At 60.5% G+C, this 22,737-nt stretch carries 22 protein-coding genes and 2 tRNA genes; 17 read left to right on the top strand and 7 right to left on the bottom strand.

All coding sequences use genetic code 11. The features are described 5' to 3' along the window. Positions 1-5: 5 nt before the first annotated feature. The 3 genes from J3456_RS11305 to J3456_RS11295 all read left to right on the top strand — a co-directional run bounded on the left by J3456_RS11305 (position 6) and on the right by J3456_RS11295 (position 3,434). Positions 6-836, top strand: coding sequence for a carbohydrate ABC transporter permease (locus tag J3456_RS11305; protein ID WP_349580343.1), 831 nt, complete (start codon positions 6-8; stop codon positions 834-836). A 15-nt stretch (positions 837-851) separates the two neighbouring features. Beyond that, on the top strand, positions 852-1,856 hold the full coding sequence (locus tag J3456_RS11300; RefSeq protein ID WP_349580342.1) for an ABC transporter ATP-binding protein: 1,005 nt from the start codon (positions 852-854) through the stop codon (positions 1,854-1,856). A 72-nt stretch (positions 1,857-1,928) separates the two neighbouring features. Next, positions 1,929-3,434 (top strand): mannitol dehydrogenase family protein, encoded by a 1,506-nt coding sequence (locus tag J3456_RS11295; RefSeq protein ID WP_349580341.1) that lies wholly within the window; start codon positions 1,929-1,931, stop codon positions 3,432-3,434. 3 nt (positions 3,435-3,437) lie between these two features. Here the strand turns inward: J3456_RS11295 and arsJ are convergent, their stop codons facing one another. From arsJ to J3456_RS11280, 3 genes are read right to left on the bottom strand one after another with little or no spacing between them, the layout of a single operon-like run. After that, positions 3,438-4,700 carry an organoarsenical effux MFS transporter ArsJ gene (gene arsJ / locus J3456_RS11290; protein WP_349580340.1) on the bottom strand — a complete coding sequence of 421 codons (1,263 nt, stop codon included), beginning with the start codon at positions 4,698-4,700 and terminating at the stop codon, positions 3,438-3,440. Continuing rightward, positions 4,697-5,695: an ArsJ-associated glyceraldehyde-3-phosphate dehydrogenase gene (locus tag J3456_RS11285; RefSeq protein ID WP_349580339.1), complete on the bottom strand. Its 999-nt coding sequence runs from the start codon at positions 5,693-5,695 to the stop codon at positions 4,697-4,699. The genes arsJ and J3456_RS11285 overlap by 4 nt, the downstream gene beginning before the upstream one ends. After that, the gene (locus J3456_RS11280; RefSeq protein ID WP_349580338.1) at positions 5,692-6,534 is read right to left on the bottom strand and encodes an arsenate reductase/protein-tyrosine-phosphatase family protein; all 843 of its coding nucleotides are present in this window, start codon (positions 6,532-6,534) and stop codon (positions 5,692-5,694) included. Before J3456_RS11280 ends, J3456_RS11285 begins: the two co-directional genes overlap by 4 nt. A gap of 624 nt (positions 6,535-7,158) precedes the next feature. On the opposite strand from J3456_RS11280, the gene J3456_RS11275 reads away from it, so the two are divergent. Both J3456_RS11275 and J3456_RS11270 read left to right on the top strand, forming a co-directional pair. Beyond that, complete coding sequence (locus tag J3456_RS11275) at positions 7,159-7,878, top strand: helix-turn-helix transcriptional regulator (protein ID WP_349580337.1); 720 nt, start codon at positions 7,159-7,161, stop codon at positions 7,876-7,878. 71 nt (positions 7,879-7,949) lie between these two features. After that, positions 7,950-8,657 (top strand): SDR family oxidoreductase, encoded by a 708-nt coding sequence (locus J3456_RS11270; protein ID WP_349580336.1) that lies wholly within the window; start codon positions 7,950-7,952, stop codon positions 8,655-8,657. Positions 8,658-8,671: 14 nt separating this feature from the next. Here the strand turns inward: J3456_RS11270 and J3456_RS11265 are convergent, their stop codons facing one another. Continuing rightward, on the bottom strand, positions 8,672-10,477 hold the full coding sequence (locus J3456_RS11265; protein ID WP_349580335.1) for a sensor histidine kinase: 1,806 nt from the start codon (positions 10,475-10,477) through the stop codon (positions 8,672-8,674). Between the two features lie 410 nt (positions 10,478-10,887). Between J3456_RS11265 and J3456_RS11260 the strand changes: the two genes are divergently transcribed. From J3456_RS11260 to J3456_RS11250, 3 genes are all read left to right on the top strand, one after another. After that, a complete protein-coding gene (locus J3456_RS11260) occupies positions 10,888-12,408 on the top strand; it encodes a sensor histidine kinase (protein WP_349580334.1) in 1,521 nt (506 codons plus the stop codon). A gap of 292 nt (positions 12,409-12,700) precedes the next feature. Beyond that, entirely contained in the window at positions 12,701-14,149 is a 1,449-nt protein-coding gene (locus J3456_RS11255; protein WP_349580333.1) for a PAS domain-containing sensor histidine kinase, read from the top strand. A gap of 6 nt (positions 14,150-14,155) precedes the next feature. After that, positions 14,156-14,515 carry a response regulator gene (locus tag J3456_RS11250; RefSeq protein WP_349580332.1) on the top strand — a complete coding sequence of 120 codons (360 nt, stop codon included), beginning with the start codon at positions 14,156-14,158 and terminating at the stop codon, positions 14,513-14,515. A gap of 47 nt (positions 14,516-14,562) precedes the next feature. On the opposite strand, the gene J3456_RS11245 is transcribed toward J3456_RS11250, so the two are convergent. After that, a tRNA-Arg gene (locus J3456_RS11245) sits at positions 14,563-14,639 on the bottom strand. 103 nt (positions 14,640-14,742) lie between these two features. Here J3456_RS11245 and J3456_RS11240 point away from each other — a divergent pair. Then, a complete protein-coding gene (locus J3456_RS11240; RefSeq protein WP_349580331.1) occupies positions 14,743-15,264 on the top strand; it encodes a superoxide dismutase family protein in 522 nt (173 codons plus the stop codon). A 148-nt stretch (positions 15,265-15,412) separates the two neighbouring features. On the opposite strand, the gene J3456_RS11235 is transcribed toward J3456_RS11240, so the two are convergent. Then, a tRNA-Thr gene (locus J3456_RS11235) sits at positions 15,413-15,487 on the bottom strand. 85 nt (positions 15,488-15,572) lie between these two features. Here J3456_RS11235 and J3456_RS11230 point away from each other — a divergent pair. The 7 genes from J3456_RS11230 to J3456_RS11200 all read left to right on the top strand — a co-directional run bounded on the left by J3456_RS11230 (position 15,573) and on the right by J3456_RS11200 (position 20,314). Then, positions 15,573-15,749, top strand: a complete 177-nt coding sequence (locus tag J3456_RS11230; protein ID WP_162931795.1) for a hypothetical protein — start codon at positions 15,573-15,575, stop codon at positions 15,747-15,749. 3 nt (positions 15,750-15,752) lie between these two features. Next, positions 15,753-17,024 (top strand): UDP-N-acetylglucosamine 1-carboxyvinyltransferase, encoded by a 1,272-nt coding sequence (gene murA / locus J3456_RS11225; RefSeq protein ID WP_349580330.1) that lies wholly within the window; start codon positions 15,753-15,755, stop codon positions 17,022-17,024. Further along, positions 17,021-17,491, top strand: a complete 471-nt coding sequence (locus J3456_RS11220; protein WP_349580329.1) for a DUF2948 family protein — start codon at positions 17,021-17,023, stop codon at positions 17,489-17,491. The genes murA and J3456_RS11220 overlap by 4 nt, the downstream gene beginning before the upstream one ends. 29 nt (positions 17,492-17,520) lie before the next feature. Further along, positions 17,521-17,850 (top strand): hypothetical protein, encoded by a 330-nt coding sequence (locus tag J3456_RS11215; protein WP_349580328.1) that lies wholly within the window; start codon positions 17,521-17,523, stop codon positions 17,848-17,850. A 51-nt stretch (positions 17,851-17,901) separates the two neighbouring features. Next, on the top strand, positions 17,902-19,203 hold the full coding sequence (gene hisD / locus J3456_RS11210) for a histidinol dehydrogenase (RefSeq protein ID WP_349580327.1): 1,302 nt from the start codon (positions 17,902-17,904) through the stop codon (positions 19,201-19,203). Between the two features lie 145 nt (positions 19,204-19,348). Then, positions 19,349-19,852, top strand: a complete 504-nt coding sequence (locus tag J3456_RS11205; RefSeq protein WP_260012785.1) for a UPF0262 family protein — start codon at positions 19,349-19,351, stop codon at positions 19,850-19,852. Next, positions 19,853-20,314, top strand: coding sequence for an arsenate-mycothiol transferase ArsC (locus J3456_RS11200; protein ID WP_349580326.1), 462 nt, complete (start codon positions 19,853-19,855; stop codon positions 20,312-20,314). It begins immediately after the preceding gene. Between the two features lie 4 nt (positions 20,315-20,318). On the opposite strand, the gene J3456_RS11195 is transcribed toward J3456_RS11200, so the two are convergent. Beyond that, positions 20,319-20,681, bottom strand: a complete 363-nt coding sequence (locus tag J3456_RS11195; protein ID WP_067623915.1) for a hypothetical protein — start codon at positions 20,679-20,681, stop codon at positions 20,319-20,321. Between the two features lie 214 nt (positions 20,682-20,895). Between J3456_RS11195 and lepA the strand changes: the two genes are divergently transcribed. Next, the gene (gene lepA / locus J3456_RS11190; protein ID WP_349580325.1) at positions 20,896-22,698 is read left to right on the top strand and encodes a translation elongation factor 4; all 1,803 of its coding nucleotides are present in this window, start codon (positions 20,896-20,898) and stop codon (positions 22,696-22,698) included. Positions 22,699-22,737 lie beyond the last annotated feature (39 nt).

Here is a 22,737-nt window from a genome sequence, read left to right as displayed (position 1 = left end):
ACATCATGGCACGCGCAGTCACCAGACAACGCAAGATCGTCAACACGGCCATCGCATGGGGCATCGGTTTCCTGATCTTCTTCCCCATCCTTTGGACCATCCTCACCAGCTTCAAGACCGAAGCACAGGCCATCGCCGATCCGCCGATCTTCCTCGGCTTCGATTGGACGCTGGCGAACTACGAGGCGGTTCTGGAACGCTCGAACTATGGGCGCTTCTTGTGGAACTCGATCATCATCGCCGGGGGCTCGACCGTCCTTGGCATCCTGATCGCGGTGCCCGCCGCATGGTCGATGGCCTTTGTGCCCGGCAAGCGGACCAAGGATATCCTGCTTTGGATGCTCTCGACCAAGATGCTGCCCGCGGTGGGGGTGCTCTACCCGATCTACCTGCTCTGCATCCAGTTTGGCGTGCTCGACAGCAAGATCGCTTTGGTCATCATCTTGATGCTTATCAACCTGCCGATCATCGTCTGGATGCTCTACACCTACTTCCGCGAAATCCCCGGCGAGATCTTGGAAGCGGCACGGATGGATGGGGCAAGCCTGCGTGAAGAGGTGCTTTACGTCCTCACGCCCATGGCGATCCCCGGCATTGCCTCCACGCTACTCTTGAACTTCATCCTCGCATGGAACGAAGCCTTCTGGACGCTCAACCTCACCGCGGCCAAAGCGGCACCGCTCACCGCCTTCATCGCGAGCTATTCCAGCCCCGAAGGTCTTTTCTACGCGAAACTCAGCGCGGCCTCCACCATGGCCATCGCGCCAATCCTCATCCTCGGCTGGTTCAGCCAGAAACAACTCGTCAGCGGCCTGACTTTCGGCGCAGTCAAGTAAGCAAGGGACAGTCACATGGGACAAATTAAACTTAATCAGGTTTCCAAAAGCTTCGGCGACGTGGAAGTCATTCCGCCCCTTGATCTGACCATCGAAGACGGCGAATTCACCGTCTTCGTCGGCCCCTCGGGCTGCGGGAAATCCACACTGCTGCGGCTGATCGCGGGGTTGGAGGATATCACCTCGGGCCATATCGACATCGACGGCACGGATGCGACCCATGTGCCGCCCGCGAAACGCGGTCTGGCGATGGTGTTCCAATCCTACGCGCTTTACCCGCATATGTCGGTGCGCAAGAACATCGCCTTTCCGATGAAAATGGCCGGGCTGCCTGCGGATGAACAAAACCGTCGGATCGAAGCGGCTGCCAAAGCGCTGAACTTGACTGACTACCTTGATCGTCGTCCGGGCCAACTGTCGGGCGGTCAGCGCCAGCGGGTCGCCATTGGCCGTGCCATTGTGCGGGAGCCTTCGGCGTTCCTCTTCGATGAGCCGCTGTCGAACCTCGATGCCGCGCTGCGGGTGGGGATGCGTCTGGAAATCAGCGAGCTGCACAAGCGGCTGGCGACAACGATGATCTACGTAACCCACGATCAGGTCGAAGCGATGACCATGGCCGACAAGATCGTCGTGCTGCGCGCGGGCTATATCGAACAGGTCGGCACCCCGCTTGAGCTTTACTACAAGCCGCGCAACGAATTCGTCGCGGGTTTCATCGGGTCGCCCAAGATGAACCTGATTAAAGGCGCCGAAGCCGAAGCACGCGGCGCGCCGACCATCGGTATCCGGCCAGAGCATTTCGACGTGTCCACGACCGAGGGCGCTTGGGAAGGCACAATCGGCGTGGCCGAGCATCTGGGCTCTGACACCTTCTTGCACATCCACGGTGTCGCAGGTTGTGGCCCGATGACCGTGCGCGTGGATGGGGAGTTGCCGGTCAAACATGGCGACCGGATTTTCCTCACCCCGCAGGCGGACAAGCTGCACCGTTTCGACGCACAAGGCCTTCGGGTCGAGTAGTGCAAGCGACAGGAACGACAGGCCGACCCCCGCACCCTCTCCCCGGTGCGCGGCCCTACAAGGATGTGGATCATGGATAAATTGGTAGACCTCTCAAACGCGACGCTGGGTGATCTCGACATCGCCCACCCCACCTATGACCGCAGCGCCCTGACCCCCGGTATCGTGCATATCGGCGTGGGCAATTTTCACCGCGCGCATCAGGCGTGGTATCTGCACCGTTTGATGCAGGACGGCCAAGCCCAAGACTGGGCGATCCTTGGTGCGGGGGTGCGCCCCTATGATGCGGCGATGCGCGAGAAGCTCTTGGCGCAGGACTGTCTGACGACGCTGATCGAACTCGACCCCGCGCAGACCTCGGCCGAGGTTGTGGGCTCCATGATCGACTATCTCCCGATTGAAGAGGGTAACGGCGCGTTGATCCGCGCCATGGCCGATCCGGCCATTCGCATCGTCGGGCTGACGGTCACGGAAAGCGGCTATTACATTGACCCGGTGAGCAAGGGGTTCGACGCTACCCACGCTGATATCGTCCATGACGCGGCGAACCCTGAGACCCCGCGCACCGCCTTTGGGGCCATCGTTGCGGCCCTGCGTCTGCGCCGCGATGCGGGGCAGGGGCCGTTTACGGGACTGAGCTGTGACAACCTGCAAGGTAATGGCGATATCCTGCGCCAAGCGGTCGTGTCGCTCGCGCGGCTGTCCGACCCGGCGCTGGCCGATTGGATCGAGGCGAACGCCAGTTTCCCCAACTCCATGGTCGATTGCATCGCCCCGGCCACCGGCCCGGCCGAGATCGCGCAGGCGCGGGAGTTTGGCGTGAACGACGCGGCCCCCGTCACGCATGAAGCCTTCCGCCAATGGGTGATCGAAGACGATTTCTGCGCAGGCCGGCCCAACTGGGATCAGGTGGGGGCTACCTTCTCGGACGATGTGCATGCCTATGAAAAGATGAAGATCCGCATCCTCAACGCGGGCCATCAGGTTTTGGCCAACGTCGGTGAGGTGCTGGGGATCGAGACGATTTCGGCCACCATGGCGCATCCGGCGATCCGTGCGATGTTCCACCGCGTACAGGCCGAAGAGATTACCCAGACAGTCGCCCCGGTGCCCGGGATGACGCCGTTGGCCTATCTTGAGCTGATCGAACAGCGGTTCTCGAACCCGCGTATCGTCGACACCACGCGCCGCGTCGCATTTGATGGCTCTGCACGGCACACCGGTTTTGTCCTGCCGATCTTGCGGGATCAACTGGCGGCGGGGCGTTCAGTCTCTGGCTTGGCCTTAGTCGAAGCGCTCTGGGCGCGGATGTGTGCAGGCACGCGCGAAAACGGCAGCGAGATCGTGGCGAATGATCCGATCTGGGACGCATTGCAAAGCGTGGCGCAGGCCGCGCGGGAACGGCCCGAAGCGTGGCTAGAGCAAGACCGCCTTTATGGTGATCTGGCGCAGGCCGATGCCTTCCGTGATGCCTTTGCCGCTTGGCTCACGCTCATCTGGGACGAAGGCGCCGTCGCGGCGATGAACGCCTATACGCAGGCTGATCAAAGCAACGGTCGCGCCAGCAAAGCAGGCTAACGGTCAGCCTTGGTCGGGTTTTAAGAACCCGACCAGCAGCGCCGACAGGGCCACCATGATCGCCGCCGCCCCCAGCATCAGGGGCAGCCCACCAATTTGATAGCTCAGCCCAGACATCAACGTGCCCAACAGCCGCCCGGCGGCATTGGCCATGTAGTAAAACCCCACATCCATCGTCACCCGCTCGGCCTTTGTGAAGGACAAGATGAGGTAGGAATGCAGGGACGAATTCACCGCAAAGACCGCGCCAAAGGCTAGCAGGCCGATGACCAGCGTCGCGGTGAGCCATGTCTGCGGCCCGTCGCTGAACAGCGCGGCGAGTGTCAGCGCCGCAGGCACGGCGGCCAATGCCCACGCCCAGCCCTTCGCGGCTAGGATCAACTCACCTGCAGGGCGAGATTTCGCCCGCAGCAAGCGCGGCGCATAGATCTGCATTAAACCGTAGAGGATCACCCAAACCGCCATGAATGTGCCGATCATGAAGAAGGCCGCGCGGTTGCTTTCTTCCGTGCCGTCCGAGAGGACCGCGTAGAAATAGATGGGGATGCCCACCACGAACCACACATCCCGCGCGCCGAACAGAAACACCCGCGCCGCGCTGAGCCAATTCACGTTGGGGGATTTGGAGAAGACTTCGGAGAACTTCGCCCCCTTGCGCCCCTTGGGCAGGCCGGGCGGCATGGCGGTCAGCACGGCGATCAGGATCAGCGCAAGGATCGCGGCCATGCCGAGCACCGCCCAGACAAACCCGAGCGTGGCCAGCAACGCCGCGCCGAGCAGAAAGCCCAGACCCTTAACCATGTTCTTGGAGCCGGTCAGCAGCGCGACCCAGCGGAACAGCCCGCCATCCTCAGCCGGGGCCAGAAGCTTGACGGCGGATTTCGATGACATCTTGGCCAAATCCTTGGCCACCCCGCTTGCACCCTGCACCAGCATAACGAACACCACCGAGGCACCGACTGCCCAAGACGGATCAAGCTGCGCCAGCGCCAGCAGCGCCACGATCTGCAAGCCCAGCCCCGCATAAAGCGTGGATGCCAGCCCGAAGCGCGCCGCGATCCAGCCCGCGCAGAGGTTGGTAACAACGCCCGCGATCTCATAAAGAACAAAGAGATAAGCCAGTTGCACGGGCGAAAAGCCAAGCCGGTGAAAGTGCAGCAGCACCAACATGCGCAACGCGCCATCGGTCAGCATAAAGGCCCAATAGGCCGCCGTGACCGCGATATAGGCCGATAGCCCCTCGGGGCGGGTCGCGCTCTGGCTCACAGGCTTGCCCCGACCATCAGCGCCACATCGACGAGACGGTGCGCGTAGCCCATCTCATTGTCGTACCACGCGTAGATTTTCACCTGCGTGCCATTCACCACCATGGTGGAGAGCGCGTCGATGATGCTTGAGCGGGTGTCGTTGGTGTAATCGGCTGAGACGAGCGGGCGTTCCTCATAGCCGAGGATGTCTTTCAAATCCCCTTCGGCGGCGGCTCTGAACAGGGCGTTTATCTCTTCGACCGTCGTCTCACGCTCTACTTCAAAGACGCAATCGGTCAGCGAAGCGTTGAGCAGTGGCACCCGCACCGCGTGGCCGTTCAAGCGGCCTTTGAGTTCGGGGTAGATCAGCGTGATCGCCGTGGCGCTGCCGGTGGTCGTCGGGATCAGCGAGTTCAGGGCCGAGCGTGCGCGACGCAGGTCTTTGGCGGGGCGGTCGACAATGGTCTGTGTGTTGGTCACATCGTGGATCGTGGTGATGGACCCGTGCTTGATCCGCAGCGCTTCGTGGATCACCTTCACCACTGGGGCGAGGCAGTTGGTCGTGCAGCTTGCCGCCGTGACGATTTTGTGCCGCGCGGGGTCATAGGCGCCGTTGTTGACGCCATAGACGATATTGGCCGCATCACCGTCTTTTACAGGGGCCGACACGACGACCTTTTTCACGCCGGCATCGAAATAGGGGGCCAGCTTGGCTTCGGTCTTGAAAACCCCGGTGCAGTCGATCACCACATCCACCCCGTCGAGCGGCAGCGCGCTGAGGTCGCGCGTGCCGATGAAGGGCAGGCGGGTGCCGTTGATGCTCACGCTGTCAGTGTCATGGGCGAAATCAGCCTGCCAGCGCCCGTGCACCGTGTCGAACTCCAGCAGATGCGCGTGCATCTCTGGGTCGCCCACCGCGTCGTTGATCCATGCGATTTTGGCACCCCGATCCAGCAGCGGTTTCAGGGCAAGCTTGCCGATGCGGCCAAGGCCGTTGATGGCGTAGGTGGTCATTCGGAGAATCCTTCTTTGTCGGTTTGGCCCGCGTCATCGAGCGCCTTTTGCAGCGAAATACGGTCGAGCGAGGTCAGCGGCAGGCTGGTAAAGCCCAACATCCGGTTGCGCAGCGTGCCATAGGCTTGTTGGAACGCGAGGCTCTTTTCCGCGTCGGAGCCTTCGACCTTGACCGGATCGGGTAGGCCCCAATGGGCGGTGATCGGCTGGCCGGGCCATGTGGGGCATTCTTCGTTAGCCGCTTGATTGCAAACGGTAAAAACGAAATCAAAATCGGGCGCGTCTTCGCTCTGAAGCTCAGAGATATGTTTCGACCGCAGCTGCGTCACGTCATGGCCCTTTTGCTTGAGCACTTCGACGGCGAAGGGGTTCAATGCGGATTGTGGCCGCGTGCCTGCGGAGTAGACGTTGAAACGGTCCGCCGCGAGGTCGCGCAGGATGCTTTCGGCAAAGATCGACCGGGCGGAGTTGCCGGTGCAGATGAACAGGACATTGAACTTGTCGTCGGTCATGGGAGCGTTTCCATCTGAAGAGGTGAGGGGGAGGCAAATCTCTGGCCGTCCGCGGCAGCAGTCGTTCAGCAGGTAGCCGATGGTGTCTCGAGCCGCCGCAATATCGATCGCATAGCGCAGAGAGGTGCCTTGCCGTTCTTGGGTCACCAGCCCGGCCTGCATCAGGGCGCCGATATAGGTCGAGAGGGTGTTGGGCTTGAGACCAAGCGCCTGCGCCAGTTCGGTCGCTGGCACCCGATCCGGGTAGCGGCGCATCAGCAGCCGAAAAAGCGCGAGACGCTGCGGATGGCCGAGTGTGGCGAGGCGATTGGGGATCAGTTGTTCCATAATTCGTGAATTACAGAATTAGATTTCCGATTGCCAGTGAAGATTTTGTAACAGCGCAATCTTGTAGGCGCATGAAAGCGATGCTTGGCCTTGGCGATTCACCCCTGACTATAAATTTTACTAGGTTTACAGGCGCGCCCATACCCAATCAGTCAAGAACTGCCGGAAATTTAATCAAACCATAACAAATGCTTGAGGATCGAACGCGCGAATCTTGTTATCGGGGTTTGCGGCTGCGCTGAATGATAGCCAAACAAGAGATGCGCGCTCAGGTTGACGCGATCTTTTGACAGGGCCTGCCATTTGGCTCTGTTCCGGCCCCTGCTTCGGGACGCCGCGCCCTTGTCCGCTGAGTTGGACGCTTTTGTTGTTGTAGAGGGCGCATAGGTTTTCGGGCAGGGGCCGCTTTATGCCCTGCACGGCCTCGACCGTGGGGGCGAACGTTCCGACCTTTGGTCGGGCGGTCCTTTGCCTTGCCCCTTGGTCATAGGGACAAAAATGCAACGTCTCGGCCCGTTTCCCTCATTCCGAGAAATCATTCACGGCGGTGATGTTCCCTCGGTGGTTGAGGCGTTCTATCAAGGTGCTCAGTTTTTAACCAAATGAGCTTTTGAACGCCGCCCTATGGTGACCCCGCTTTCCGACCGCTACCTCCTCCTGAAAGAGCAACGACCAGACATCAAACCGACCGAGATGTTGCAGGTTTTGGCGCAGGAGATGGGGCTGAACAACCTGTCCTATCTGGGGTTTCACAAAACCAACCCCGGCAACAGCGATCCGGTTATTCACACAACCTATGACCCCGCTTGGCTGACGCGCTACCAAGAGGAAAACTATCATCTGATTGACCCGGTGGTCGACCAATCCCTTGAGGGCACCTTGCCCGTAGATTGGAGCGAATTGCCCAAGGTCGACCGAACCGCCCGCAATTTTTTTGGGGAGGCGATGGAGTTTGGCGTGCGTCAAAACGGTGTGTCGATCCCCATTCGGGACCATTTGCACGGTAAGGCGGTGCTGACGCTGAACTCTGACCTGCGCATCCATGAATGGCGCAAATACAAGCGCGGCATCATCGCCGATGCGATCTATCTGGGCTGTTTAATCCAAAGCGACATCGTGGCGAATATCGCCAGCGCCCCGCCGGGGCCGCGGTTAAGTACCCGCGAGAAGGAAGTGCTAAAATGGGCCGCCGTGGGCAAAACGGCGTGGGAGACAGGGCAGATCATGACGGTGGCGGCCAGCACGGTGAACCACCACCTCTATAATGCCTGCGCAAAGCTGCAGGTGACCAATAAGACCCATGCGGTGGCCAAGGCAATCCGGGCGCAAATCATCACGATCTGACCGACCGCGCGGGCAGGGCTTGGCGGTGGCTTCGCCACGCGGTAAGCCGCCGCGAAGTATAGGAGAACGACATGGAACTGCGCGACAAACGTATTTTGGTCACCGGCGGCAGCGACGGGATCGGGCGGCACATCTGCCTGAAACTGGCAGAGACAGGGGCGCGGCTGGCCATTCTGGGCCGCGATGAGACGCGGTTGCAGGCGGTGGCCGAGGCCTGCACAGCCGCAGGCGCGGCCGAGGCCGTAGGGCTGACCTGCGATCTGCGAGACCCATCGGCGATCGACCATGCCGCGGCGCAGGTGCTGGCGCGTTTTGGCGGGCTCGATATCCTGATCAACAACGCCGGGATTTGGCACAAGGCCGGGCCGCTCGACACAATCGCGCCGGAGATGCTGCAGGCCACGGTGCAAACCAACCTGACCGGACTGATGCAGATGACACAGGCCACGCTGCCTGCGCTGCGCGACAATGACGAGGCGATCATCCTCAATGTCGTTTCGAAATCCGGTGTCGTGGCGCAGGCGGGGCAGTCGGTCTATACGGCCACGAAATACGGCGTACGCGGCTTTACCGAGGTGCTGAAGGCGGATGAGGAAAACACCGGCGTGCGGGTTGGCGGGCTCTATCAGTCGGGCACCAATACCGGCATGTTCGCCAAGGCCGGAGAGGACGTGCCGAACCACATTTTCACCGAGCCGGATGATCTGGCCGATGTGGTGGTCTTTGTCCTGTCGCGTCCGCCGAAACTGTGGATCCACGACATCCGCATCGAACTTTAGCCGCGAGGGTGCGCCTAGTCGGTGCTTTGCAGCGCGCTTGGGGCCGCTTGCGGGGCGGGCTCTGCCTCGGCCCCGATGCCGAATTCGACATGGAAGGTCGATCCGACACCGGCCTCGCTTTCGTAGAACAGATCACCCGCCATCTGCCGCGCCAGTTGGCGGGAGATATGCAGGCCAAGGCCGGAGCCTTGGGTCGATTTCTGACCGTCGTCGTCAAGTTGTCCGAAGCGGCCAAAGACCCGTTCCTCCATCCCCTCAGGGATGCCGCGCCCATGATCGCGGATAGAGATTCGCACCCGGCCTTGGTGCGCCGTCAGCCTGCCCTCTACGGTGTCGCCCACGTTGGAGAATTTCACCGCATTCGAGATCAGATTGTCGACCACCTGCCGGATCGCAAAGGCATCACCCAAGACAACGGCAGGCTGAGTGATCTTGCCGATATCCAGCCTGATGCCGCGCTCATGCGCGTACATGCGGTTTTCATCGATGCTTTCGCGCAGCAGGGCGGACAGGTCGACGGGCAGCCACTCAAGCGCCAGCGCCTGTACCTCAAGCTTTTGCACCAGCAGGATATTATCGACCAGACGGGACAGGCGGACCCCGTTGCGATGGGCAATGTCGAGCGAGGAGCGCAGCGGGCCTTTGATCTCGCCCAGTTTGCCGCTGAGCGCCAATGCCAGGCCGCCCTTCAGTGAGGTCAGTGGCGTGCGCAACTCATGGCTCACGACCGAGATGAATTCATCCTTGGCCCGGTTGGCCTCATCGGCCTCTTTCAGCGCTTGTTCAAGGGCCGTTGTCGTGGCGATCCGGTCGGTGACATCGACGAAGGTGACGCTCCAACCAATGGCGGGGCCGGCGGGGGAGAGCGGGTTTTCGATGGGGTGAATGCGCGGCTCATAGAGGCGTTCATCGCAGGTGATATGGGCGGAGGCGGTCTGCTCCCTTTGCGCCTTTATCCCCGCGATCAGATCATTGCCCAAGGAGGAAGCCGTCAAAAGCCCGCTGCGCTTGGCCGCGGCGTTCGAGCGAATGACGTGCCGCCGTGCGTCCAATAGGATGAGTGGTTCGCTCATCGTGTCAAACAGGGCTGATTGCCCGACAGAGGGCATGTCCATCGTCTTGTTGGTCACCAGCAGCCATGAAAAGGCGAAGATGCCCAAGGTGAACATGAAGGCCGTCGGATCAAGGCCGAGGACCGTGAAGCCGAACAGGGCATAGGCCGCGTTCGCGCCCAGTGGGATCAGCGTGATCACCACCAGCATCGTCAGCAGCGGCCAAGCGGCCCGTTTCGCCCGCAAGAATGCGCGCCCCAGCCAGATAAGCGTCGCCATTACAAAGCAATAGAGCACCGCAAGGACAAGGAAATATCCCGCGCCATGTTCAAAGGTGATCTGATCCTCGCCGGGCTGGATCGCGGTCTCGGCGGTATAGATCAGGTGGTGCCAGTCGTTCGTCGCGGCGAGGACAAAGGCCGCCATCGGCACGGCGATCAGAGCGAAAAGGCTCGCCCGGCCACGCGCATGGCTTGAGGGGCCGACATACTCGAAGATAAAGAAGGACCAGGCGACCGGGACCAGTCCATGCCCTAGCCACGCCAGTTGCGCCTGTTGCATCTGGCAGGCGTAACCGGGCGTTGCGGCTTCAGCCCCGACCATCATCAGGGTCCAGATCATCCCGACAAAGGTTAGCGCATAGTAAACCTTGCCATGAAACTCTTGAAACTTGAGCGTCCATAGGGCGACTGCCGCAGCGATCACGCTGACGGCAAGCACGGCCCAATAGACCGGGTCAAGCATTAGCCCCTGAAAACACGTTAGCATGGCGGAGTTACCTATGAACCAAATTGAATATGCGCAGATCAGCATTGGAATGCGGCGCAAGTTTGGCGCTGTAGTGGCGTATTAAGGCAGGGCGGCGCAACCCTTGGATGTGAAGGGCGTCATTTAGTACCGTCTCTTTCACCCGCTGGGCGGTGCGATTGCATCTCTCAGCAGGGGCGAAGGGGCGTTCAGAGTGGGCTGCGCGGTGGGGCAAGCGCGCAGCGGCGGGCCGCAGAAACCGGCAGATGAACCCAAGGAAGGGCTTCCCCGGCTGCGCAGCACGTATCAGGGTTTTACTATATGAAATTACCGCCAAAAAGAACCCACTCGAACACGGTTTCGACGTATTCCTCGCGCAACACTGGCTGCATTATCTTGAGGTTTAAAAAATGCTTACAGTGGCTCACTCTATGCACTCTGACCACGATATGACGTTGGTCTTGCTTGCCGCGCTGTTGTGCGCATTCGGCAGCTGGGTGATTGCAAATCTCTACCGGCACGGGCTCAAGCAGACACCGCGTCAGGCGTTGTTGTGGTATTTCCTGACCGCCGTGACCTCTGGCATCGCCATTTGGTGTACGCATTTCATCGCCATGTTGGCCTATCAGCCCGATGCGCCGGTAAGCTTCGACTTCGGCCTTACCTTTGCCTCGTTGGTGATCGCGATTACCGGGTCTACGGTCGGCATTCTCATTGCGGGGATGTTTCGCAGGCGGGTCACGACCGTGATCGGCGGGGTGATCTTGGGGCTGTCGATCTCGGCCATGCATTACACCGGGATGGTCGCCTATCGGATCGAGGGGATCATTCACTGGGATAAGAGCTATCTTATCGCCTCGGTTCTGCTGGCCATGGTGCTGTCGACCGTGGCTTTGTTCTTTGGCGCGCAGGGCGACAAATACGCCCGGTCGAAAATGACGGCGAGCTTTGCTTTGGCGATCGTGGGTCTGCACTTTACCGGGATGGCTGCTTTTCATGTGACACCGACAACCTTGATCGGCGGCCATAGCAACCCTGATGAGTACAGACTGCTGGCGCTGGTTATCGCAGGGACGGCTGCGATGATCGTAATGGGTGGGCTGTTCACCTATTTCATCGAAAACCGCACACGGTTGGAGAACATCGTCGAGTTGCGCCAGGCCCGGGATGAGGCCCGCGATGCCAGCCGCGCCAAGTCAGAGTTCATGAGCGTTCTGAGCCACGAGTTGCGCACGCCGCTAACGATCATCAACGGCTACGCCAGCTTTCTGACGAGCCTCAAAGGTCACACCATCGCCAAGCTGAAACCGAACGAGCAGATTTCGAAGGTGCATTTTGAAGAACTGGGCAACCAGACAGAGCGTTACGGCGGCCGTATCAAATCCGCGGGCGACCATTTGCTGACCATCATCAATGAACTCCTCGACTATACCAGCATTGAGCTTAACTCGATCAAGCTTAACAAAACCTCTTTTAACGCGGGCGAACTGCTGGCCGAGTTGGAGGAGCAATTTCAGGGGCTGGCCAAGGAAAAGCAGGCGGTGCTGGAAATCGAATGTGATGACTTCGACGTTTTCGCCGACCGTGGGCGCTGCAAACAGATCCTGATCAACCTTTTAGGCAATGCACTGAAGTTTTCATCGGCCTCCAGCATTCACATGCGGGCCACGAGGGTTGGCGATACCTGCCGGCTTGAGGTCGAAGACAACGGCTGCGGGATGCCGGAAGAGGATTTGCAGCGGATCTTCCAAGCCTTCATTCAAGCGGAAACGGCTGCCAAAAGCGCCGATGGCGGCACGGGGCTTGGCCTTGCGATCAGCAAGAAGCTCGCGGCGGCGCATGAGGGGGACATTCAAGTGGAAAGTGCTGTCGGCGTCGGGACGAAGTTCACCGTGGCTCTGCCGGATTGCGCTTCGGAGATTAGAGCGGAGAATGCGCTCGCCGCGGCGTAACGGGGGCTGTGGCGGGGCAGGCGCGAATTTTGGCGCGCGCTACGGCTTGAATGGCATCGTCTACCGTCTCAATCGCTGAGTGGCAGCGCCTTCCGTTTGGCGGGGCTGTGGAAACCGAGCGCAAGTTTTTCTCCGCGCATACGTCGCCCCCATATTTCCGAAAATGCGTGCGATCCCCCAGGTCTGTGCAGTTGGTGCAACTTAACTTATATTAGTACCTCTTTGCTTTTATGTTTTAAATTAAAGGGCTACGATCAATAGTGAAGATGGTAAGTACCGGAGGAGCAGGCCTATGGGCGTTAGCAAATCGGCGAATGCGCGCGTGCCGAGATCTGCAATTTTTGCAGCGTCCCCCCATGGCTATCTTGTTTTAGATACTAATTTTATGATCATCGACGTGAATGACCGGTATCTCTGCATCACCGGGTCAAAAGCCGATGATCTCATTGGCAAATTGCTGTTCGATGCGTTTCCGGATGATCCTTCTGATGCGACGGCGGATGGCACCAACAATCTGCGCAAGTCGCTTGAGATTGTCGTCGCCACTGGCAAGCCGCATCGGATGGCCGTTCAGAAATACAATATCCCCATTCGCGACAGCGCCGATGGGGCCTTTGAAGAAAAGTATTGGCAGCCGTTCAACGCGCCTGTTTTTCAGGACGGCCAGTTGATCGCGCTGATCCACCATGTCGAAGATGTCACCTCGGAATTCATTGGTCGCCGCGACCAGGCGATAAGGCTCAATCTGGCAAAGCAGGTGTCGGGGATCGGCTATGGGGAGCTGGACCTTCAGACCGGCACCGCGAATGTATCGCATGAGTTGGCCGACCTTTTCGGCTATCCCGATACCGAGGGAACCTTCCCGATCACCAAGCTTTTTAAGCGTATACACCCCGATGATCTGGAGCATGTGAAAAAGAGCTTGGAAGAGGTCACGGTCAGTGATCCCACGTTGAACGCCGACTATCGGATTGTCTTGCCCCAAGGGGATATTCGATGGCTGAACACACGTGGCGAAGTGCTTTTTGAATATGGCAAACCCGCGCGGTTCATCGGTGCGTCCCTCGATCTGACCCATACCAAAAAGCGCGAAGAGGTCTTGCAGAAAACACTGACCGAGAGGGACAAACTGCTTGAGCAGAAAGAAACGCTGCTCGGGGATGTAAACCACAGGATCAAGAACAGCCTGCATCTGGTGTCGAGCATCCTGCGTCTCGAAGCCGCATCGGTGGAAGACGACCATGTCAAACACAGCCTGCAGCAGGCCTCTTTGCGGGTGCATGCCGTAAGCTCGGTTCATGAACTTATCTATAAATCTCAGAACGTTACCCATGTGGATGTCGGTGAATATATCCCGCAACTCGTTGACTTTCTTTCAACCAGCACAGAGACCGACAGTAAGCAGATTGAGAAAGTCGTCGATGCGCAGGCGGTCGTTCTTCCGACGGATCTGGCGATCAACCTTGCGCTGCTGATCAATGAGCTTGTGACCAACGCGCATAAACATGCCTTCATTGAGCGGGAACAGGGCCGGGTAGATGTTCGTTTGCACCAAGAGGGAACCCTTTTGACCTTGACGGTATCGGACGATGGGATCGGTAGCGCGAAAGGTCTAGAGAGGGTCGGTCTCGGTTCGAAGATCGTGGCGGGCATTGTTAGCCAGCTTGGGGCGACGATGGAGAAAAGGGCAACAGAGCATGGTTATTGCGTCGAGATTGAGATCCCCATGCCTGCCGGGTAGTTCCCGGTGAATATTCTGATCGTCGAAGATGAATTTCTGATTGCGCTAGACCTTCAGATGCAGCTCGAACAGCTTCAGCATTCCGTTCTTGGCCCGGTCAAGGATTTCGCGACCTGCCGGGAGGTGGTGACGCAGTCCCGTCCGGACTTGGCGTTCATGGACCTCCGTCTGGCGAATGGAGAATCCGGCGAGGACCTCGCGCGGTGGTTGCTGAGCGAACACAATATCCGCTGCATCTTCATGAGCGGCAACCTGGACGAACCGACCCAAACACGGCTGAGAGCGCTTGAACCGATTGCCATGCTCGGCAAACCCACTTTTCCGCATCTGATCGCAGCAGCGATTGACGATTTCGCGCGCGGGTAGGCGGGTTCGCGCCCGGTAGCCGGGGCGCAGGTAGGCGTGGCGGAAATTGGCGCTCCCTGAAGGATTCGAACCCTCGACCTGCCGATTAGAAGTCGGCTGCTCTATCCAGCTGAGCTAAGGGAGCACTCGGCCGCTTATAGGGGTAAGCCTTGCCCTGCATCAAGAGGAACCCGACGCGGGCCGGGTGGGTTGAGCCGTCATCGACATATAACCCAACGGAGGAAGCCATGTATCTGCGCAATATCCTACTCGGGGCCGCTTTGGCCACAACGGGCGCCGTGGCGGCGCAGGCCGAAGGCCATATGCAAACGGCAGCATCCGCTCAGGTGGCGGGCAATTCGGATGATATCTCGGGCAGTGTTACCCTGAACACCACCGCCTCGGGCCGGACCTTGGTCAAGATAGACGTGACGGGCGTGCCCACAGGCACCCATGGCGTGCACTTGCATGAAACCGGCGATTGTTCCGCAGATGATTTCAAATCTGCTGGGGGTCATATCGCGGGGGACCATAAGCATGGTGTGCTCGTCGAAGGTGGGCCGCATCCGGGTGACATGCCCAATATGGTAGTGGGGGAAGATGGCGTGCTTCAGGCCGAAGTCTTTCTCGATCTGCTCGATATCGAGACCATGATCCAAGATGACGACGGCGCGGCTTTCATTATTCACAGCGGTGCGGACGACTACGAATCGCAGCCCTCCGGCGATGCGGGCTCGCGCATTGCCTGCGGTGCCTTCGAGGCTTCGTAACGTGATCTGAGATTTGGGCATCCCGGTCGCGTGTAATCGGGGCTGGGGTGTCGAATCGGCGCGGTGCTGCGGATCCGCGGCGGTGGGCGTAAGTCGAGAGACTAACGCCCATGCGAGGGGTGTCATATCTAGCGGAGTAAAAGGTAAATGGTGCTGCTGGAGAGAATTGAACTCTCGACCTCTCCCTTACCAAGGGAGTGCTCTACCTCTGAGCTACAGCAGCGCCGTGGGCGGGTGATTAGCCGCAATCGAAAGGGGGTGCAACCCCTGATCTGGACCCTTCTTGCACCCTGCGCTAGATAGGCGGCATGGCAAAGCAAAACGCCCCGGAAAAGAACGCGAAAACACCCTCTGCGCGGGAGGCGCGGCTGAAGGCTGCGCTCAAGGCCAATATGGCCCGGCGCAAGGCGCAGGCCCGTGCGCGGGCCGAGGATGTGGCGCAGGATACAGGCAATGGCCCCGACGGGTCGGAAAAGGACAGCTGAACGATGGATTCCATTCTGGTCAAAGGCGGCGGTGCGCTGAACGGGCAAATTCCCATCGCGGGGGCCAAGAACGCCTGTCTGGCGCTGATGCCCGCAACATTGCTGAGCGAAGAGCCGCTGACGTTGACCAACGCGCCGCGGCTGAGCGACATCCGCACCATGACCGAACTGCTGCGCTCTCTGGGGGCGGAAGTCACCTCAATGCAAGACGGCAAAGTCATCACGATGGCCAGCCACGGGCCAATCAATACCCGTGCGGAATATGACATTGTGCGCAAGATGCGCGCTTCTAACCTTGTGCTGGGTCCGTTGCTGGCGCGGGAAGGCCATGCCGAAGTCTCGCTGCCCGGCGGCTGCGCGATTGGCGCGCGTCCGATGGATATCCATACCGATGGGCTGGCCAAGATGGGGGCAGAGATCGATCTGCGCGATGGCTATCTCTACGCCAAGGCCGAGGGCGGCAAGCTTAAGGGCGCCGTGATCGATTTCCCCTTTGCCTCTGTCGGGGCGACCGAGAATATCTTGATGGCCGCTACGCTGGCCAAGGGGACCACCGTTATCAACAACGCCGCGCGGGAGCCTGAGATCGTCGATCTGGCGGACTGTCTGCGGGCCATGGGCGCGCAAATCGAAGGCGATGGCACGCCGAACATCACCATTCAGGGCGTCGACAGCCTGCATGGCGCGACCCATAAGGTGGTGACCGACCGTATTGAGCTTGGCACCTATATGCTGGCGCCAGCCTTTTGCGGCGGCGAAGTGGAACTGCTGGGCGGGCGGATCGACCTGTTGCAGGCGTTCTGCGAAAAGCTGGATGCGGCAGGGATCGAGGTGACTGAGACGCAGGCTGGCCTCAAAGTGGCGCGGCGCAATGGCCGCATCTCGGCGGTGGATGTCACGACAGAGCCTTTCCCCGGCTTCCCGACCGACCTTCAGGCACAGATGATGGCGTTGCTCTGCACTGCCGAAGGGACTTCTGTACTGGAAGAGAAGATTTTCGAGAACCGCTTCATGCACGCCCCGGAATTGATCCGCATGGGCGCGCGGATTGATGTGCACGGCGGCACGGCCAAGGTCACCGGGGTTGAAAAGCTCAAAGGCGCGCCGGTCATGGCGACCGATCTGCGGGCGTCGATCTCACTCATCCTCGCCGGGTTGGCCGCCAACGGAGAGACCACGGTAAGCCGGGTCTACCATCTTGATCGCGGCTATGAGCATGTGGTGTCCAAGCTGCGCGGCGTGGGGGCGGATATCGAAAGGATCAGCAGCAAATGACCGAAGATGCACGTTTCGAAGATGGCCGCGAAGCGCCGTTGAACCTCGGCGCATTGGACGCCGAGGATCTCACGGTGATCGCCTCGCTCACGCAAGATGCGGTATTTCCTGCCTCGGAAATGCGCTGGCACCGCACGGGCGCGCGTTTCGCGCTGCTGCTGAACCGGCTGCGGCATGAGGATACGGGGGCTGCACGTCACGCGCCCGAGCGGGTGCAATCGGTGCTGATGTTCAACAACGTGCAGCGTGTGGCAAGCCAAGGCGTGCCCAAGGGCGATGCCGATACCATCCTATCCCTGCTCGACATCACGTTCGAGGAAACCGATGCGCCTTCGGGTCATGTCACGCTGACCTTGGCCGGGGATGGTGCGATCCGGTTGGAGGTTGAGGCGCTGGAAGTGACGCTCAAGGATGTGACACGTCCCTATGTGGCCCCTTCAAAGAAAAAGCCCGTTCACCCCGAGTGACATCCCGTCACGGTGGCAAGGATCGCAAGATGCCTGAACTAAAGCAGACGAGATTTACGCGGGGCCGCGTGGCGGCCCTGATGACCGAGGCGACCGGTTGGGCGCTGCTGCTGCTCGGCGTGGCGCTGGCGGTGCGGCATCTGTTGGGCACGGTCACCTTGCCGGGGCTTTTGGCCCCTGCCGCGGCGATTGCGGGCGGGCTGTTTGCCATTCTGGCAGCCCATGTCGCGCGCGCCGTGTTCGACAACGCCCAAGATACCCGCGCCATGCGTTTGGCGCAGCGCGCCGCCCCCAGTGCCGCTGTCAAAACATCGGGCCTGCGGGCCGAGCCCAGCCTGCGCCGTCCTTCCGCGCCTTGATACCTTTGGGCCAGCCCGCTGCGGCGGCCCCCTTTTCGAAAGCCTGATCCCATGCCCGTCACCCTTGATGCCTCCGCCCCCGATTTCGAAGCGGCCTTTGACAAACTGCTGAACGCCAAGCGCGAAGACAGCCCCGATGTCGATGCCGTGGTGGCCGAGATCATCGCCGATGTGCGTGCGCGGGGCGATGCTGCCGTGATCGACCTGTCGCAAAAGTTCGACCGCGTGACCCTTACCCCCGACAGCCTGCGCATCAGTGTTGCCGAGGTTGATGCCGCCGTTGCCGAAGTCTCCCCCGAGGACCGCAAGGCGCTGGAACTGGCCGCCGACCGCATCCGCGCCTATCACGCACGGCAGCTGCCCGAAGACGCAGAGTGGACGGATCCCGACGGCGCCACGCTGGGTTGGCGCTGGACGCCGGTTTCCGCCGCTGGCCTTTATGTGCCGGGCGGGCTGGCGAGCTATCCGTCCTCGGTCCTGATGAACGCGGTCCCGGCCAAGGTGGCGGGGGTCGAGCGTTTGGCCATGGTCGTGCCCACGCCCGATGGCGTTTTGAACCCGCTTGTGTTGCTGGCCGCCCGCATCGCCGGGGTGGATGAGATTTACCGCATCGGCGGCGCGCAGGCCGTGGCGGCGCTGGCCTATGGCACCGATACGATCCCCCCGGTGGACAAGATCACCGGCCCCGGCAACGCTTTCGTCGCTGCCGCCAAGCGGCGCGTTTTTGGCAAAGTCGGCATCGACATGATCGCCGGCCCCTCCGAGATCCTCGTCATCGCCGATGGCGACAACGATGCCGATTTCATCGCCCTCGATCTGCTTAGCCAAGCCGAGCACGACGAGAGCGCGCAGAGCATTCTGATCACCACCGACCCCGCCTTTGCCCGCGCGGTGGAAGAGGCGGTCGAAAAACGCCTACTCACCCTTGAGCGGCGCGCCATCGCGAGCGCAAGCTGGCGCGACAATGGTGCGATCATCACCGTGGCTGACCTCGACGCCGCGGCGGCGCTCAGCAACCGGATCGCGCCGGAACACCTTGAACTCTGCGTGGCGGATCCAAAGGCGCTGTCGGAAAAGATCACCCATGCGGGCGCGATCTTCCTTGGCCAATGGACGCCCGAGGCGATTGGAGATTACGTCGGCGGGCCGAACCACGTTCTGCCCACGGCGCGGTCGGCGCGCTTCTCTTCGGGGCTATCGGTGTTGGATTTCATGAAGCGCACCACATTGGCCCAGATGTCGCCCGAAGCCCTCAAAGCCATCGGCCCGGCGGCAGAACGTTTGGCCCAGTCAGAGAGCCTTGAGGCGCATGGCCTGTCGGTCACCGCGCGGCTGCGCAAGCTGAACGACTAGAGCACCGGGGGGGGGCAGGGGGCGCAGAAGCCGCCTGCGCAGGAGGCAGGGCGCTGCCCGCTGTGCCCACCGGGCGCGACATTTGCCACCGGGCATGCTCTCGCGCATTGCCCCCTTCCCACCGCTGCGCTATCCACGAAATGGTATCGCCAGCAAAAAGGATGCGTCCATGACCCGCATCACCCATATCGCGCTTGATGACGCGAACATGCCGCCCCCCACGCCTGAGATTGATCAGGAGCGTAAGGTGGCCATGTTCGACCTGCTGGAAGAGAACAGCTTTGTCCTGCCTGAACGAGAGAAGGGCCCAGTGCCCGAAGGGCCCTATCATCTGTCCCTGTCCATACGTGACAAGCGGCTGGTCTTCGATGTGGAGACCGAAGCGGCTGAAAAGGCCGCCGAATTCCATCTCTCGCTCGGCCCCTTCCGGCAGGTGGTGAAGGATTACTTCCAAATCTGCGAAAGCTATTTCGAGGCGGTCAAGAAACTGCCCCCCAGCCAGATTGAGACGATCGACATGGCGCGGCGCGGCATCCACAACGAAGGCTCCCGCGTGCTGCAAGAGCGCCTGTCGGGCAAGGCCGAGATCGACACCGACACCGCGCGGCGGCTCTTTACCCTGATCTGCGTTTTGCATTTCGGCGGATAAATGACGCAGCTGCTGCCTCAATCCGTTCTCTTCTGCTGCGACCATAACGCCGTCCGTTCGCCCATGGCCGAAGGCTTGATGAAGAAATTCTACGGCACCGGCACCTATGTGCAGTCCGTGGGCGTCAAGAACGACATGGAGATCGACGGCTTTTCCATCGCCGTGTGCAGTGAATTGGATGTGGAGTTGGACCGGCACCGCAGCCGCAGTTTCGATGAGATGGAAGAATGGGGCGACGATCTGGGGTCATTCGATCTGGTCATCGCGCTGAGCCCCGCCAGCCAGCGCCGGGCGCTGGAACTGACGCGGTTTTACCATCTCGACGTGGAATATTGGCCGATCCTTGATCCCACGGGACTGGGTGAGAGCCGCGAGGCCAAGCTCACCCAGTTTCGCGCCGCCCGCGATCAGATCGTCGGACGGCTGATTGATCGCTTCGGCCCGCCGCCCAGCGAAAGCTGAGCTATCAGGTGTTGGAGCAGGCCGCGGCGGCGCTCTGGCCATAGGCTTTCCAAGTGCTCCAGAAGGCGTTGTCGCTTTTGTTGTCGGACTGACGCATTTCCTGCAAACGGTGGGGATCGCGGAAAATCTTGGCGCCTTGGCGCTGATCCGAGCGCGACAACGTCTGATCCGCCACCGCTTGTACGCAGCCACAACGCGCATGGCTGGAGCCGCGGCGCCCATCGGCCAGACAAGCCTTTTGAATGGGTCCCGTGGCGAAAAGCACCGGCGTCGGGGAGAAACGTCCCACGGCGGCATCGCTGGAATAACGTGATCCGCCACAACCCGCCAAGACGACGAGCGCCATCAAACTTGCAACTGTCCGCATTGATTTGCCCTATTGTTTTGGACCATGGGGTTTTCCCCTTGTCGGCCCGGTCTGCTCTGCCCGTCACTATGCCGGAAAATGGGGCTTCGCGCAATTCTCCTTTGGGGGGCAAAGCGCCTTGGCCTGCGATAAAGCGCCGTGAAGGGCGCGAAGCGGGCTCTGGCACGCTCAAGGCCAATTGACGCAGGCGCGGCACTGCGCCATATCCCCTTGCATGACACCGCTTGAAAACATCCGCAATTTCTCCATCGTGGCGCATATCGACCACGGCAAATCCACGCTGGCCGACCGGTTGATCCAACTCACCGGCACGGTCGCCGAACGCGACATGCAAAGCCAGCTTCTGGACAACATGGATATCGAGCGGGAGCGGGGCATCACCATCAAGGCCAACACCGTCCGCATCGAATACCCTGCCAAGGACGGCAAGACCTATGTGTTGAACCTGATCGACACGCCCGGACACGTCGACTTCGCCTATGAAGTCGCGCGCTCCATGCATGCGGTCGAAGGCTCGCTGCTGGTGGTCGACGCCACCCAGGGCGTCGAGGCGCAGACGTTGGCCAATGTCTATACCGCCATCGATGCGGATCATGAGATTGTGCCGGTTTTGAACAAGGTCGACCTGCCCGCCTCTGACCCCGACCGCGTGCGCGAACAGATTGAGGATGTGATCGGCATCGACGCCTCCGAGGCCTGCCTGATCTCTGCCAAGACCGGCGTCGGCATCCCCGACGTGCTGGAAGCGATCGTCAATAAACTGCCCGCCCCTAAGGGCGGCGACCCCGATGCGCCGCTCAAAGCGATGCTGGTGGACAGTAAATATGACCAATACCTCGGCGTGATCTGTATCGTCCGGATCATCGACGGCACCCTGAAAAAGGGCGACCGCATTCGCATGATTAAGACCGGCGGCACCTATGACGTGGATGATGTGGGCGTTTACCGGCCCAAGATGACCGGCGTCGAAAGCCTCGGCCCCGGCGAGATCGGTTATCTCAACGCCTCGATCAAGCAGGTCCGCGACACCCGCGTCGGCGACACGATCACCCATGAGAAGCGCAAGTGTGAGACCCCGCTGCCGGGCTTTAAGCCTTCGGTGCCGGTGGTGTTCTGTGGTCTCTTCCCGGTCGATGCCAATGACTTCGAGGACATGCGCGATGCGATCGAAAAGCTCGCCTTGAACGATGCCTCCTTCACCTATGAGATGGAAACCTCTGCCGCGCTTGGCTTTGGCTTCCGCTGCGGTTTCCTTGGCCTGCTGCACCTCGAAGTGATCCGCGACCGGCTTGAGCGTGAGTATGACATCGACCTCATCACCACCGCGCCTTCGGTGATCTATCACGTCCACATGAAAGACGGAGAGATGCAGGAGCTGCACAACCCCGCCGACATGCCCGACATGACGCTGGTGGACCACATGCAAGAGCCGCGGATCAAGGCGACGATCCTAGTGCCCGATGAGTACCTCGGCGACGTGCTGAAACTCTGCCAAGACCGCCGCGGCATTCAAGAAGACCTGACCTATGCTGGTTCGCGGGCGATGGTCGTCTATGACCTGCCGCTGAACGAGGTGGTGTTTGATTTCTACGACCGGCTGAAGTCGGTCACCAAGGGCTACGCCAGTTTTGACTACCAGATGATCGGCTACCGGCAGGACAATCTGGTCAAGATGCAGATCCTTGTGAACGACGAGCCTGTCGACGCGCTTTCGACCATGGTGCACCGCGACCGCGCCGAGATGCGTGGCCGAGCGATGGTGGAAAAGCTCAAAGACCTGATCCCGCGCCACATGTTCAAGATCCCGATCCAAGCGGCCATCGGTGGCAAGGTCATTGCCCGCGAGACACTCTCCGCGATGCGCAAGGACGTGACGGCGAAGTGTTACGGTGGTGACGCCACGCGGAAGAAGAAGCTGCTGGAGAAGCAGAAGGCCGGTAAGAAGAAAATGCGCCAGTTCGGGAAAGTGGATATCCCGCAGGAGGCGTTTATTTCCGCACTGAAGATGGATGGGTGAACGCCGGTCCGGGGCCTAGGCCCCGGCAAACGCTCCGGG

The sequence above is a fragment of the Sulfitobacter sp. NFXS29 genome (assembly GCF_040148765.1).
Taxonomy (GTDB): Bacteria; Pseudomonadota; Alphaproteobacteria; order Rhodobacterales; family Rhodobacteraceae; genus Sulfitobacter.
The sequence above is the reverse complement of the archived record's forward strand: the minus strand, read 5'-3'. Positions and strand labels throughout refer to the sequence as shown.